12 protein-coding genes are annotated in these 14,114 nt (G+C 56.4%); 6 read left to right on the top strand and 6 right to left on the bottom strand.

Annotation, left to right across the window (positions count from 1 at the left end):
* Positions 1–106 precede the first annotated feature (106 nt).
* Positions 107–913, top strand: a complete 807-nt coding sequence (locus tag K5Y30_RS02080; protein ID WP_137385851.1) for a serine protease — start codon at positions 107–109, stop codon at positions 911–913.
* Positions 914–1,068: 155 nt separating this feature from the next.
* Here K5Y30_RS02080 and hrpA read toward each other — a convergent pair whose 3' ends face one another.
* Positions 1,069–4,965, bottom strand: a complete 3,897-nt coding sequence (gene hrpA, locus K5Y30_RS02075) for an ATP-dependent RNA helicase HrpA (protein ID WP_222210374.1) — start codon at positions 4,963–4,965, stop codon at positions 1,069–1,071.
* 231 nt (positions 4,966–5,196) lie between these two features.
* Between hrpA and K5Y30_RS02070 the strand changes: the two genes are divergently transcribed.
* From K5Y30_RS02070 to K5Y30_RS02060, 3 genes are all read left to right on the top strand, one after another.
* The gene (locus K5Y30_RS02070; RefSeq protein ID WP_222182197.1) at positions 5,197–5,796 is read left to right on the top strand and encodes an FMN-dependent NADH-azoreductase; all 600 of its coding nucleotides are present in this window, start codon (positions 5,197–5,199) and stop codon (positions 5,794–5,796) included.
* 89 nt (positions 5,797–5,885) lie between these two features.
* Positions 5,886–6,590 (top strand): GNAT family N-acetyltransferase, encoded by a 705-nt coding sequence (locus K5Y30_RS02065; RefSeq protein WP_222210373.1) that lies wholly within the window; start codon positions 5,886–5,888, stop codon positions 6,588–6,590.
* Positions 6,591–6,638: 48 nt separating this feature from the next.
* Entirely contained in the window at positions 6,639–7,298 is a 660-nt protein-coding gene (locus K5Y30_RS02060) for an NAD(P)H-binding protein (protein WP_222182201.1), read from the top strand.
* 5 nt (positions 7,299–7,303) lie between these two features.
* Here the strand turns inward: K5Y30_RS02060 and K5Y30_RS02055 are convergent, their stop codons facing one another.
* The 4 genes from K5Y30_RS02055 to K5Y30_RS02040 are packed head-to-tail and all read right to left on the bottom strand — an operon-like array spanning position 7,304 to position 11,788.
* Positions 7,304–8,617, bottom strand: a complete 1,314-nt coding sequence (locus K5Y30_RS02055; protein ID WP_222210372.1) for an MFS transporter — start codon at positions 8,615–8,617, stop codon at positions 7,304–7,306.
* 35 nt (positions 8,618–8,652) lie between these two features.
* Positions 8,653–8,973, bottom strand: coding sequence for a YdbL family protein (locus K5Y30_RS02050; protein WP_222182917.1), 321 nt, complete (start codon positions 8,971–8,973; stop codon positions 8,653–8,655).
* An 11-nt stretch (positions 8,974–8,984) separates the two neighbouring features.
* Positions 8,985–9,173, bottom strand: a complete 189-nt coding sequence (locus K5Y30_RS02045; RefSeq protein ID WP_008106429.1) for a YnbE family lipoprotein — start codon at positions 9,171–9,173, stop codon at positions 8,985–8,987.
* On the bottom strand, positions 9,170–11,788 hold the full coding sequence (locus tag K5Y30_RS02040) for a YdbH family protein (RefSeq protein WP_222210371.1): 2,619 nt from the start codon (positions 11,786–11,788) through the stop codon (positions 9,170–9,172). Before K5Y30_RS02040 ends, K5Y30_RS02045 begins: the two co-directional genes overlap by 4 nt.
* Positions 11,789–11,959: 171 nt before the next feature.
* On the opposite strand from K5Y30_RS02040, the gene K5Y30_RS02035 reads away from it, so the two are divergent.
* Complete coding sequence (locus K5Y30_RS02035; RefSeq protein ID WP_137385858.1) at positions 11,960–12,952, top strand: 2-hydroxyacid dehydrogenase; 993 nt, start codon at positions 11,960–11,962, stop codon at positions 12,950–12,952.
* Positions 12,953–12,968: 16 nt separating this feature from the next.
* Here K5Y30_RS02035 and K5Y30_RS02030 read toward each other — a convergent pair whose 3' ends face one another.
* The gene (locus tag K5Y30_RS02030) at positions 12,969–13,241 is read right to left on the bottom strand and encodes a DUF333 domain-containing protein (protein ID WP_061718809.1); all 273 of its coding nucleotides are present in this window, start codon (positions 13,239–13,241) and stop codon (positions 12,969–12,971) included.
* A 189-nt stretch (positions 13,242–13,430) separates the two neighbouring features.
* Between K5Y30_RS02030 and K5Y30_RS02025 the strand changes: the two genes are divergently transcribed.
* Positions 13,431–14,087 (top strand): MgtC/SapB family protein, encoded by a 657-nt coding sequence (locus K5Y30_RS02025; protein WP_061718808.1) that lies wholly within the window; start codon positions 13,431–13,433, stop codon positions 14,085–14,087.
* The last annotated feature ends 27 nt before the right edge of the window (positions 14,088–14,114 follow it).

Below are 14,114 nucleotides of genomic sequence, written 5' to 3'. Positions count from 1 at the left end.
GTGCTGATTACTCCAATATTTCTCCCTTTTTCACCGCTCACCGACTATAGTTATCGCTCAAGCGTGATGACAACAACTTCTACTTATTCTCGCCATTGAGAGAACTATGCGCCTGGCTATCCTGTTACTCGTTGGTCTTTTCAGTTTTACCCACACAGCACATGCCGATGATGAAGATGGGCCAAGCCCGGAAGACATCAAAACACTGTTCTTTGGCAAAGATCATCGCCAGGCGATTAGCGACGTGAGCGCCGCGCCCTGGGATGCCATCGGTCAGTTAGAGACCGAAAGCGGTAACCTCTGCACTGCCACCCTGATTTCGGCCCATCTGGCGTTGACCGCCGGACACTGTTTATTGGCTCCGCCCGGCAAATTTGATAAGCCGGTGGCGCTGCGTTTTATGGCCAGCGCGAAAGGCTGGCGCTACGAGATTCATGATATTGATGCGCGCGTTGAGCCCTCTTTAGCGCGCCGGTTGCAGGCAGACGGCGAAGGCTGGATCGTGCCGCCGGGAGCCGCACCCTACGATTATGGACTGGTTATTTTGCATAACCCGCCCTCCGGTATTGTGCCGATTCCATTGTTTGAGGGTTCGCGTGGCGATTTAACCGCCGCGTTGAAAACCACGCAACGTAAAGTGACGCAAGCCGGATATCCGGCCGATCATCTGGATACGCTCTATTCGCACAGCGATTGTTTAGTGACCGGTTGGGCGCAGCGTGCAGTGTTGTCGCATCAATGCGATACCTTGCCGGGCGACAGCGGTTCGCCGCTGCTGTTGAAGAACGGTGATGAGTGGCAGTTGATTGCGGTACAGAGTTCAGCACCCGCGCCGGCCGATCGTTACCGTGCCGATAACCGCGCGATTGCGGTGCCGTCCTTTAAAGATAAGCTGGAAGAGTTAGCTCAGTAATTCCGCGCTCTCAGGCAAAAAGGCGGGGCCGCTCCGTAACGTCGTCGTGGGCCATCCCTGGGGCCGCTGCCCCGCCTTGCCGTTTTCTTCGAGAATTGTGCGATGTTAAAACCGCGCTGTTTCGTTGCGGCGCGATTTATCGCGCCATCTAACAATTAACTCAACTGCTCCATCGCCTGCAGAATACGCTTATCCGAAATTGGATAAGGCGTGCCCAGCTGCTGGGCGAAATAGCTAATTCGCAGCTCTTCCAGCATCCAGCGAATCGCCTGCACGTCGGCATCATCCTGACGCTGAGGCGGCAATTTATTCCGCCACGTCTGCCAGGCTTGCTCCACCGCCTGCACTTTTAGCATACGCGCACGATCGCTGTGAGGATCGACCGGCAGCTTCTCGAGACGACGCTCAATACCTTGCAGATAGCGCAGCGTATCACCAAGACGCGACCAGCCATTGCCGGTGACGAAACCGCGATACACCAGGCCATTCATTTGCGCTTTGATATCGCCTAACGCCAGCGCCAGCGACATGTCCACGCGTCCTTTAAGGAACTTGATGATATTGAACACGCAGGTCAGGATCTGTTCGACCTGTTTAGCGATGGTGACCACGGTTTCATTCAAATCAGCACGCACTTTGTCGCGCAGCTGTTCGAAGTTTTCCTGTTGCCACGCCGGGCCGCCCGCCTCCGCCATCAGCTTATCCACGCCGCAGGCGATGCAGTCATCGATCAGTTCCAGCACTTTGCCGTAGGGATTGAAGTACAAACCGAGTTTGGCTTTGTTCGGTAGCTTCTCGTGCAGATACTTGGTTGGCGACGGAATGTTGAGCAGCAGCAGGCGACGCTGACCGCGCCACATCATTTTCTGCTGTTCCACTTCGCTATCGAACAGGCGAATCGCCACGCTGTCCTTTTCATCCACCAGCGCCGGCCAGGCTTTGACCTGATAGCTGCCGCGCTTCTGCTCGTAGCTTTGCGGCAAATCGCCAAAGCTCCAGATGTGCAAACCGCTCTGTTCCAGGCCATCATCCGCCACTTTCGACAGCGTTTCCTGCACTTTGCCTTTCAGCAGCAGCCGCAGCTGATGCAGATTTTTGCCTTCCTGCAGCTTACGGTTGTGCTCGTCAACCACCCGGAAAGTCATTTTCAGGTGATCGGGCACCTGATCCCACTGCCAGGCTTCCCGGTCAATGGTGACGCCGGTCATGCGGCGGAATTCGCGTTCCAGCGCATCCAGCAACGGCAGTTCCATCGCCGTTACGCGACCGAGAAACGCTTCGGCGTAGTTGGGCGCGGGTACCAGATTACGGCGCACCGGCTTGGGCAGCGATTTGATCAGCGCGATAACCAGTTCGCGGCGCACGCCAGGAATTTGCCACTCAAAACCGGTCTCTTCGATTTGGTTCAGCAGCGGCAGCGGAATGTGCACCGTCACGCCATCGGCATCCGCGCCCGGTTCAAACTGATAGCTCAGTTTGAGTTTCAGGTTGCCTTGATGCCAGAAGTTGGGGTAATCGAGCTGGCTGACTTTGTCCGCGCCGTCTTTGATCAGCATTTGCTTATCAAAGCTCAGCAGATCCGGATTCTCTTTGCTTGCCTGCTTCCACCAGCTATCGAAATGGCGTGCAGACACCACGTCGCTGCCAATGCGGCGATCGTAGAAAGCAAACAGCGTTTCATCATCGACCAGAATGTCGCGACGACGCGATTTGTGCTCCAGATCTTCAATTTCGTTGCGCAGTTTCAGGTTATTGCGGAAGAACGCGTGACGCGTCTGCCAATCGCCCTCCACCAGCGCATGACGGATAAACAGCTCGCGGCTCAGTTGCGGATCGATGCGGCTGTAATTAACCTTACGCGCCTGCACAATTGCCAGGCCGTAAAGCGTCACTTTTTCCGTCGCCATCACCGCGCCCTTTGCTTTTTCCCAGTGCGGTTCGCTGTAACTGCGTTTAATCAGATGCTGCGCCAGCGGTTCGATCCATTCCGGATCGATACGGGCGGCAACGCGGCCCCATAAACGGCTGGTTTCCACCAGTTCCGCCACCATGGTCCACTTCGGCGGCTTCTTAAACAGCCCGGAACCGGGGAAGATGGCGAAGCGCGCGTTGCGAGCGCCGGTAAACTCCTGCTTGTCGTTATCTTTCTGACCAATATGCGACAACAAACCGGTAAGCAAAGCGCAGTGCACTTCACGATACGGCGCAGGTTCGCTGTTGACTGGCATCCCCTGTTCCCGCACCACCTGACGCAGTTGCGTGTAGATATCCTGCCATTCACGCACGCGCAGATAGTTAAGGAACTCGGTTTTACACAAGCGGCGGAAGTGATTGCTGGAGAGCGCTTTTTGCTGCTCCTGCAGGTAATTCCACAGATTTACGAAGGCGAGGAAATCAGACTCTTTATCCTCAAAACGACGATGTTTTTCGTCAGATGCCTGCTTTTTATCCGAAGGACGCTCGCGCGGGTCCTGAATCGATAGCGCCGCGGTGATGATCATCGCTTCACGTACGCAGCCAAATTTTTGCGCTTCCAGCACCATGCGCGCCATACGCGGATCGACTGGCAACTGCGCGAGCTGGCGGCCCGAAGGCGTCAACTTGTAGGTTTCGTCTTCACTCAGCGTGATGGCACCCAGCTCTTCCAGCAGGCGCACGCCATCCTGAATATTGCGCTTGTCCGGTGCTTCGACAAATGGGAAGGCAGCAATATCGCCCAGTCCCAGCGCGGTCATCTGCAGAATCACCGAGGCGAGGTTAGTACGCAGAATTTCAGGATCGGTAAATTCCGGGCGGCTGAGGAAATCATCCTCGGAATAGAGGCGAATACAGATACCTTCCGAAACGCGGCCGCAGCGCCCTTTTCGCTGATTAGCGGAAGCCTGCGAAATCGGCTCAATCGGCAAGCGCTGCACTTTAGTGCGGAAACTGTAGCGGCTGATACGCGCGGTACCAGGATCGATAACGTATTTGATGCCAGGCACGGTCAGCGAGGTTTCCGCCACGTTGGTCGCCAGCACGATGCGGCGTCCACTGTGCGACTGGAACACACGGTTTTGCTCGGCGTTCGACAGGCGCGCATACAGCGGCAGAATCTCGGTGTGCGCAATATCGCGCTTCATCAGCGCATCGGCAGTATCGCGGATTTCGCGCTCGCCGCTCATAAAGATCAGGATATCGCCGCGGCTCTCTTGTCCCAGCTCATCGACCGCATCAAAAATAGCCTGCAGCTGATCGCGATCGGTGTCGTCAGCCTCTTCCACCATTGGGCGATAACGTACTTCGACCGGATACGTCCGGCCGGACACTTCAATCACCGGCGCATTGTGGAAATGGCGTGAGAAGCGCTGCGGATCGATGGTCGCTGACGTGATAATGACTTTTAAGTCGGGACGACGCGGCAAAAGTTCGCGCAGATAGCCGAGCAGGAAATCGATGTTCAGACTGCGTTCGTGTGCTTCATCGATAATGATGGTGTCGTACTGCAGCAACAGGCGATCCTGCTGGATTTCTGCCAGCAGGATACCGTCGGTCATCAGCTTAACCTGGGTGGTTTCGCTCACCTGATCGTTAAAGCGCACCTTGTAACCGATGGTGCCGCCGAGCGAGGTTTCCAGCTCATCGGCAATGCGGTTGGCCACGGTGCGCGCCGCCAGACGACGCGGCTGAGTGTGACCAATCAGCCCTTTAACCCCGCGCCCCAGCGCCAGGCAGATTTTCGGCAGCTGCGTGGTTTTACCCGATCCGGTTTCACCCGCGACGATCACCACCTGATGCTGACCGATCGCATCAGCAATGTCCTGCTGCTTCTGACTCACCGGCAGGTTGTCAGGGAAAGTGATGCGCGGTGTCGCCGCCGTGCGCTGCGCCAGGCGCTGCTCCGCCGCGACAAATTCCGGCTCCAGTTCAGCCACAATGCCCTGCTGCGCCGCAGGATTTTTCACCTTTGCAGCGCCCAGCAGTCGACGTCGCAGACGTTGACTGTCGCGCAGCGTCAGATTATCGAGCCGCGGCCAGAGGGAGGCTAAAGGTGAAGAGTCGGATGATGACATAGCGATGCGTTACCTGTTGTTGCAGCGGGCAGATGATTTCCCGGCGGATTCAAGCAATTAATGGGCGGCATCATAGCACAATTTGGAACACCTGCCTGAACGGGACGTGCGAGGTTATTCAATTATTTCGAACATTGATCTCGAAATATTGCGCTTTTACCCCGCGGGCTAACTCCGTACAGTGTAAAGCATTGAGCGGTAAGCCAACCGCGTAACGCACAGGAAAATACCATGAGCAAAGTTTTAGTTCTGAAATCAAGCATCCTCGCTGGTTACTCTCAGTCAAATCAACTGGCTGACTTCTACGCTGACGAAGCACGCGCTAAAGGTGACTCGGTTACCGTACGTGATTTAGCCGCGCAGCCGATTCCGGTGCTGGATGGTGAGCTGGTTGGCGCGCTGCGCCCATCCGATGCCCCACTGTCACCACGTCAGCAGGAAGCGCTGTCTCTCTCCGATGAGCTGATTGCTGAACTGCAAGCCCATGACACCGTGGTTATTGCCGCCCCCATGTACAACTTCAACATTCCAACTCAGTTGAAAAATTACTTCGATCTGATTGCCCGCGCTGGCGTGACCTTCCGTTACACCGAAGCAGGTCCGGAAGGCCTGGTGACCGGCAAACGTGCGGTGATCCTCTCCAGCCGTGGCGGCATCCATAAAGATACGGCCAGCGATCTGCTGACCCCGTACGTGAAGCTGTTCCTCGGCTTCATCGGTATCACTGACGTAGACTTCGTGTTCGCGGAAGGCATCGCTTATGGTCCAGAAGTGGCGACCAAAGCGGCTAACGATGCAAAAGACGCCATCAAACAAATTGTTGCTGCGTAATCATTTTTTTCGCATGATCAATGCCCGTCAGGCTTAACTGGCGGGCATTTTTTTTGCTGTTATTTTTCAGCACAGCGAAAGGAGATGAAGTGACACAACACAATCAATATGGTCAGCCTATCGGTTTTGCGCTACCCGACTGGCAACCCGCAATCTTCCCGCCCGCTGCTATTCTCACTGGCCGCTTTTGCCATCTCACACCGCTTCAACTCAATCACGCGCCTGCCCTGCTTACCTCCTTTTTGCTGGCACCCGACGATCGCGACTGGACCTGGCTTGGCGCATCGCAGCCGCAATCGTTAGCCGAGATGAACGATTGGATTGCTAACAAAATAGGTGACCGTGGATTGGTCAGTTATGCGGTGATCGATCAGGCTAATCAGCAAGCGGTTGGCGCGGTCTGTTTCGCCAATATCGACGTGCAGAACGGCGCGATTGAGATTGGCCATGTGACCTGGTCGCCGCTGATGCAGCGCAACGTATTGGGCAGTGAAGCGTTATATCTGCTGTTGCAGCAGGCCTTCGCGCTCGGTTATCGCCGCGTGGCTTGGCGTTGTGATTCCCTAAATCTGGCTTCCCGACGCGCCGCTGAACGCATCGGCTTTACCTTTGAAGGCCGCTTTCGTCAGGCAATGACGCGCAAACAGCGCAATCGCGATACCGATTGGTTATCAATCATTGATGGCGAATGGCCGCCGATTCAGCAGGCCTTAAGCCAATGGCTGGCGGTGGAGAATATGGATCAGCACGGACGCGAAAGGCAAAAGCTGCGCTGCTTTTTCTCCGCAGATTGACGTTGGCTATACTGACTCGCTGTTATCCACGCAATTGAAGAGGTACTCATGTCCAAGGTATTTATCATTGGCGGCGCAGGCAACATTGGCCGTCGTCTGGCATCACTGCTGGCCGCAAACGGGCACGTTGCGCGCCCGCTGTTTCGCAAAGCGGAACAGGAGCAGCCTTTGCGTGAACGGGGTGCGGAGCCGGTTAACGGCGACTTAACCGCGCTGGACGCAACATCGCTGGCCGCGCTAATGAAGGGCAGCGATGTGGTGGTCTTTACCGCCGGTGCCGGCGGCAAAGGCGGTGAAGAGATGACGAACGCCATTGATGGCAAAGGATTAACCACCGCGGTTGCTGCCGCGCAGCAGGCCGGCATCTCACGCTTTCTGCTGGTGTCGGCTTTCCCTGAAGCCGGCAGAAACAAAAACCTCTCCGCCAGCTTCGAAAATTACATGCGCGTGAAGAAAGCAGCGGATGTCGAGCTGGCGCAAAGCGATCTGGATTGGGTGATTTTACGCCCCGGCACGCTAACGGATGAGCAAAGCCAAGGCCGGGTGCGTGCTGGTTTGGCCATCCCGTATGGCGATATTCCTCGCGATGACGTGGCGGCGACGCTGGCTGAAATCATCGATCAACCGGCGGTCAGCCGGGTGATCATTGAGTTAACCGGCGGTGAAGTGCCGGTGCATGAAGCAGTTAAGCAACTGGCAACACGCTAGCGTCTTCAACCATCTGCTTCATCCAGCGAACGCAGATGGTCTTTTTTGTTTAGCGTCATCAGCGCCGGAATACTGATTGCAGCTGTGACCATGATGTACCAGGCGGGGATATCCAGATTCCCCGTTTGCTTAATCAGGGAGGTGATAATCAGTCCGGCACACCCCGAGAAAACTGCGTTAGAGAGTGAATAGGCCAGTCCCAGCCCGGTATAGCGGACGCGCGTGGGGAACATTTCAGCTAACATTGCCGGGCCCGGTCCTGCCAGCAATCCCACAATCCCCCCCGCCACAAACACTACCAGCGCCTTGATCAACAGCGTTGAGGAATCGGCCTGCAACACTTTGAGTAACGGCAATGCCAGCACCAGCAACAAACATGCCGCGATAACCATCACGCTGCGGCGTCCGATTTTATCGCTAAGCATGCCCGCTGGAATGATGGTGGCGGCAAAGCCAAGATTGGAGATCACCGCAATCAATAGCGCCTGGTTAAAGCCGGTGTGCAGCGAAGATTGCAGATAGGTTGGCATGATCACCAGATAGGTATAGCCCGCCGCTGACCACACCATCACGCGGCTGATTGCCAGCAAGATAATCCTGAGCGTCGCGCCAAAACTGGCGCTGACCGCCATTGGCTGATGCGCTTTTTGCGTTTGCTGCTGACGCACGAAGCTGGGCGTTTCTTCCATGCTATAGCGCAGCCACAGCGCCACCATCCCCATCGGCAAGGCGAGGATGAAGGGAATGCGCCAGCCCCAACTGTGCATCTGATCCACACTCAACACCGCCGACAGCAACGCGACAATGCCAGCGCCCGCCAGCAGGCCCAACGCCACGGTGAATGATTGCCAGGCACCGTAACGTCCTCGCTGCCCTTTGGGGGCAAACTCTGTCATCAGTGACACCGCACCGCCGTATTCCCCCCCAGCAAACAAGCCCTGCAGAATACGCAGACCGGTAATGATCAGCGGCGCCGCCACGCCAATGCTGGCATAGGTGGGAATAATGCCGATCGCGGTCGTTACCAGCGTCATCATGATCAAGACAAAAATCAGCGTCGGCTTGCGCCCAATACGATCGCCCATGCGGCCAAAAAATATTGCGCCCAACGGACGGAAGAAAAAGGCGATGGCGAAGGAAGCGTAGGTCAAAATAATGCCGGTCAGCTCGGCTTCGCCCTGCAGGCGAAAGAAGTTCTGCGCGATCACCGTCGCGAGAAAGCCATAAACCGCAAACTCGTACCATTCAATGAAATTGCCTACTGAACCGGCGATTAAGGCGCGCTTCTGTGCATCCGTTGTCGTTTGCGGCATTGGCATTTTAAGCTCCCAAAAAGATTATCTGCGGATAAACCTTACTTACGCAGCCACTGCCCATTGATGCCGCGCACATACTCGCCGCTACCTGCGCGGTTCACCAGCTTTTCGCCGGCGATGCGCGCCACTTCGCTGGCAGTCAGGTTATTTTGCTGCCCCACGCGCTGATATTGCTGCAGGCGGCCATCGTTGATGCGCTTGACCAGCGCCAGCGTTTCTTCGTCCTGCTGACGCGCCGCCACATAGCCGCTGAGCGTTTCGCCCACGCGCCCCTGTTGACGCGCCTCATCCAGCGTGAGCGCCCAGGCAGACGGCATCAGCAGCAGCGCCGCAAGCAGCGCGATCCCCTTGCGTTTCATCATGCTTCTCCTCAAAACAGTCCGCTCTGATTCTTCAGCAGCGCTTCCACATCTTTATCCACCTTGATGTGAATCTCATGCTCAATTTTGACGTTCATATTGATGGTGATGGGCTCTTTCGGCGCCGCAACTTCAATGCGCGGCACGCAGCCAATCAGCGGCAGCCAGGCTGCCAGCACCAGTAATGCCCTGAGGCTCATGGTTGGGGATCCTTCTTCGAGGGTAAGGTGGCATTTTGCTCCACCCAAGATTGCAAATTATCGCCAAAGCGCAGGCTGCGCCACAGCTGGAACAAATTTTCCTGATGCCGGTAGTTCAGATTAACGGTCTGTCGGCGGTTACTGAACTGGCTAACGCCTTTCACTTCCGATTGCATGATCAGATTGCCGAAGTTATCCAGATCGATAGTGGCCCATGAACGCGAGATTTCCATGTAGCGCAGCCAATCCAGCGCCGCTCCGGCCGCAAAGTTATTGCTGACAATCGCGTCCGCCATATCTTTATCCAGCCGGAAGGTGAGCGGACCGCTGTTGGCGATCCAGCCCTTTTCAACCAGCCATTGCGGATTATTCACCCACAGCGGCAATTCGCCATTGACCTTGCCAGACATGGCAAACTGCTTGGGTTTGATCGCGCTGACCAGCTTGCTGAGATTGATCTCCTTCAGCGAGACGCGCGCCGCTTGATGCTGTGGCATGCGCAGTTCGGGCATGCTGACGTGTCCGCCTAACAGATCGAGATTGACGTTGCTGAGCGTTAACGGCTGGCGCTCCTGCCATGGATAGTGACCTTGCAAATCGGCGGTGATGTTTTGCAGCGAGAACTGATTTTTTACTTCGGCGATACGCAGTGAAACCGGGCCGCGCCGTCCAAGCTGCCATTGATGATCCTTCAGCCGGAACGGCAGCGAGAAATCGATGCCGTTGATTTCACTGTCCGGCATCCACAGGCTGCCGTTTTTCACCGTCCAGTGACCGCCCGCTTCAAAGCCCTGCTCGCTGGCCGCCGAGAATGCCACCTGCGCGCGCAGTTCACCCGACTGGATACGCATTTTTAAATCGCTGCTGAGCAGCGGCTGGAACACCGTCAAAGATTGCGCCGGCCACCAGGCTTCGCCGCGCAGACGTTCGCCATCCCAGCGGCCATGCACGCGTACCGGGCCAATATCCTCCGCCGTCAGCTGACCGCGCCAGATAAACTGGCTGGGATCGCTGCCTTTGGCTTCAAAATTGAGTTCTGATGGCGGCAGCCAGCCGCCGTAGCTGAACTGGGTTTGACCGGATTTGAGCGTGAAGCCACCGTTAAACGCCGGATGCGAGGGATCGCGCTGCCAGCGCACCGGCGCATTGAGCGTCAGGCGCGGTTTAGCCACTTGCACCATGCCGTACGCCAGCTGATCGAAACCGGTATTCAGCGTGTCGAGGCTGATCAAAGTGTCCTGCCAGCTGCCGGTGCCCTTCACGTCCCATTTGGCGGTGAGCGGCTCGATCAGGCCGTCCCCCCAATAACGCCAGTTCCACACGCCGCTGTCGGGCCAGAAATCGCTGGCGCGGCCATCGAGATGCAACCTGAAGCGACCAAAGCTGGGATCGTGTGCCTTAAGTATCGCCTGGAGGCGACCATTAATTCCGCTCGACGCCACCGTCACGCCCGCCAGCGGCCAGCGCGCTTCATCCACTTCCAGCGTTGAGAGCAAGCGACCGCGCAAACGCAGCAGCGCGCCTTGTTTCAGGGTCAATTGCGGATCGGTCAGCACGCCGTGCAGTAAGCCCGGCATGCTGCCAAACAGCTGCAGATCGGCGAATTTGCTCTCGCCGGTCAACTGGAACGGCAAGGCGCTATCGACCATGCTCAGTTTGCCAGGGCCAACGCTTAATACCAGATTGCCTTTACCGCCGCGCCCTTGCGTCAGCAAATTAAATCGCCCGCTGACTAGCGTGTTTTCCAGTCCTTGCTGCCAGTTTTCCAGCGTTACTGCCACGCCACCCGATAGCGGCTGATCGGCCTGCGGCCAGCGCCATTGACCTTGCGTAATACGAATCTGCCGCTCATCTACCTGCCACGGCAGCTGCAGCAGCGGCTGATCCTCATCCTGCTGCTTCACCGTCAAGGTGCCTTGCTGTTGCCGCCAGTTAAGCGTCAGGGCCAGCGGCTGCTGCCACTGCACAATATTGAGGTCAGCGCTGAGTTCGCCCGCTACCGGCAAGCCATCGGCAAAGGTTGGCAAGGTGACATCGCCATGCAGGTTGAGCGGTTTGGGCAGTAAAGGATGACTGAGCTGCAGCTGGGCAATCTGCAGCAGTTGGCCTTGCAACCGCGCATCCACACTCAGGTTGTCGCCCTGATAATGCAGCCGCTGCACATCGTTATTTAAGGTGAGATCGAAACGTCCGGCATATTGTTGCCACGGCAGAATGGTGATTTTTTGCAGGTGGACATCGGCGCCAGGCAACATCTTCTGCCAGTCAGTCAGGCTGCGCGGCGCACCGCTGGCTTCGCTGTGCGGCAGCGATTGCAGGCAGTCGCTATTGAGTTGGACTTCTCCCGCGCTAAGTTGCCAGCGCTTTTGCTGCCAGCCGAGCGCCGCATCGCTGACGTTTGCCAGTACACAATCGCCCGCCAAATAGCGCACCGAAGGGAAATGCAGCGCGCCTTGCTGCCAGCGCGGCGTGCCGTTGAGTTCCACTCGGGTGTTTTCAGGCAGCCAGATACCGGCCAGACGCGGCAACCATTGCGTGAGCGTCAGCAGCAATCCCAATAGCAGCAGTATTAGCGCCAGCAGCGCAGCAAGTGTTCGGCGAAGGCCACGCGTCATGGCAGTTAACGTTCCTGTTCTTTACACAATCCTGACGAGGAGCCAAATGATGGCATGTTACGTCCGGCAAATGAAGGTGTTAGCGACATAGTCTGGCTGAAGCACAGCAAAATGACGCGGAAAACGTTATCCTGTTGTGATACCGACGTTGCATTTTTCAGGAGCGAAACAATGAAAGTTGCGGTTTACAGCACCAAGCATTACGACCAAAAATACCTTGAACACGTCAACGACAGCTACGGATTTGAGCTGCAGTTTTTTGACTTCCTGCTGACACCGGCGACGGCAAAGAACGCCGCGGGCTGTGATGCGGTGTGTATTTTCGTCAACGATGATGCCAGCAAAGCGGTGCTGGAAGAGTTGGCGGCGCTGGGCGTGAAGCACGTTGCGCTGCGCTGTGCCGGTTTCAATAACGTCGATCTGGCGGCGGCGAAAGCGCTCGGCTTAAACGTGGTGCGCGTCCCGGCGTATTCGCCAGAAGCGGTGGCGGAACATGCGGTTGGCCTGATGATGACGCTGAATCGTCGCATTCACCGCGCCTATCAACGCACGCGCGACGCTAACTTCTCGCTGGATGGCTTAACCGGCTTCAACATGCATAACAAAACCGCGGGCGTGGTCGGAACCGGCAAGATTGGTATCGCGGCGATGCGTATTCTCAAGGGATTTGGCATGCGCCTGTTAGCGTTCGATCCCTATCCAAGCCAGGCGGCGCTGGAGCTGGGCGCGGAATATGTCGATCTCAAAACGCTGTTCGCTGAAGCCGATGTGATTACGCTGCACTGTCCGCTTACGCCGGAAAACCACCATCTGCTCAACGCGCAGGCGTTCAGCCAAATGAAAGATGGCGTGATGATCATCAACACCAGCCGTGGCGGTTTGATTGATTCACAGGCGGCGATCGATGCGCTTAAACAGCAGAAGATTGGTTCGCTGGGAATGGATGTGTATGAAAACGAGCGCGATCTGTTCTTTGAAGACAAATCGAATGACGTGATTCAGGATGATGTGTTCCGTCGTCTGTCGGCCTGTCACAACGTACTATTCACCGGCCATCAGGCTTTCCTGACCGCCGAAGCCTTGACGGCAATTTCAGAAACCACGCTCAGCAACTTGCAGCAGCTGGAGCGCGGCGAAACCAGCCCGAATCAGGTCACCGCTTAACCCTTCTGCGCCTGCCTTAGCGGGCGCAGCTTCCACCCATTAGCGCCTGTTCGTCACAGCGACGACCATTAGCCAACTGGCACATCCCAATGCGTGAACCGTCTAACTGACGCGAAAACGCCAGCGATCCCCCGGCATTACTGCAATTCACTTCAGCCATTGATGACATCACAACGCGCGGTTGTACGTGGGCGGCAGTAGCTTGTTGCGGCGGTTCGTTGTCACTGTTGCTGCTACAGGCAGAAAGTAACAAGGTGGCGCCAGCCAGCAGGAAGAGAGCGGCTTTCATCGATGGGGCTCCGGGGAATGAGCGAAAAAGTCGCACCAGCATATGTCAGGTGCGGTGAGGGATCGATAGGCGACACAGCTTTTTACAAAATTTAATTTCATTGTTTGCAAGCAGAATTATCCTGTTTGAGATGTTTCCGCCCTTTTCACCCGGCGGATGGTCTGTTTATCAACAAATAAGGAGAGAACGATGTTGACGGATATGCTGATCCGCATCGCGCTGGCTGGGATTCTCGGCGGATTGATCGGCCTGGAACGGCAGCTACGCGCCAAAGAGGCCGGATTGCGCACGCATATTCTGGTCGGTATCGGCAGCGCGATGTTTATGCTGGTATCGAAATATGGCTTTGCCGACATGTTAGTCAGCGACCATGTGGCGCTTGATCCCAGTCGTATTGCGGCGCAGGTGGTGAGCGGCATGGGCTTCCTCGGTGCCGGTACCATCATTATTCAAAAGCAAGTGGTGAAAGGTCTCACCACCGCTGCCGGTTTATGGGTAACGGCGGCGATTGGTCTGGTGATCGGTAGCGGCATGTATGAAATCGGCATTTACGGCACCGTGCTGGCACTGGTGGTGCTGGAGACGTTCCGTCGCATCAGTCACTGGCTGATTGGCCGTCACCATACGCTGCTGGTGCACCTCAAACCGAAAAGCGTGCCGCTGGTGTTGCTGGTGCTGCAACGCGAAAATGTGCGCTACGGTCACATCGCCGTAGTGAACCGTGATGAAGAGGTTGGTCTGTGCGAATTGAGCGTTGAGGTGACATTGTCACGACGTACACCAATGCATAACATCTATGACAAAGTGATGGAAATCAAAGGCGTTCAATCGCTGGAGATGATGTAAAAATCATCAATGTTAGATTGCGGTGCG

This window comes from Pantoea sp. DY-5, from assembly GCF_019795955.1.
Taxonomy (GTDB): domain Bacteria; phylum Pseudomonadota; class Gammaproteobacteria; order Enterobacterales; family Enterobacteriaceae; genus Pantoea; species Pantoea leporis.
The sequence above is the reverse complement of the archived record's forward strand: the minus strand, read 5'-3'. Positions and strand labels throughout refer to the sequence as shown.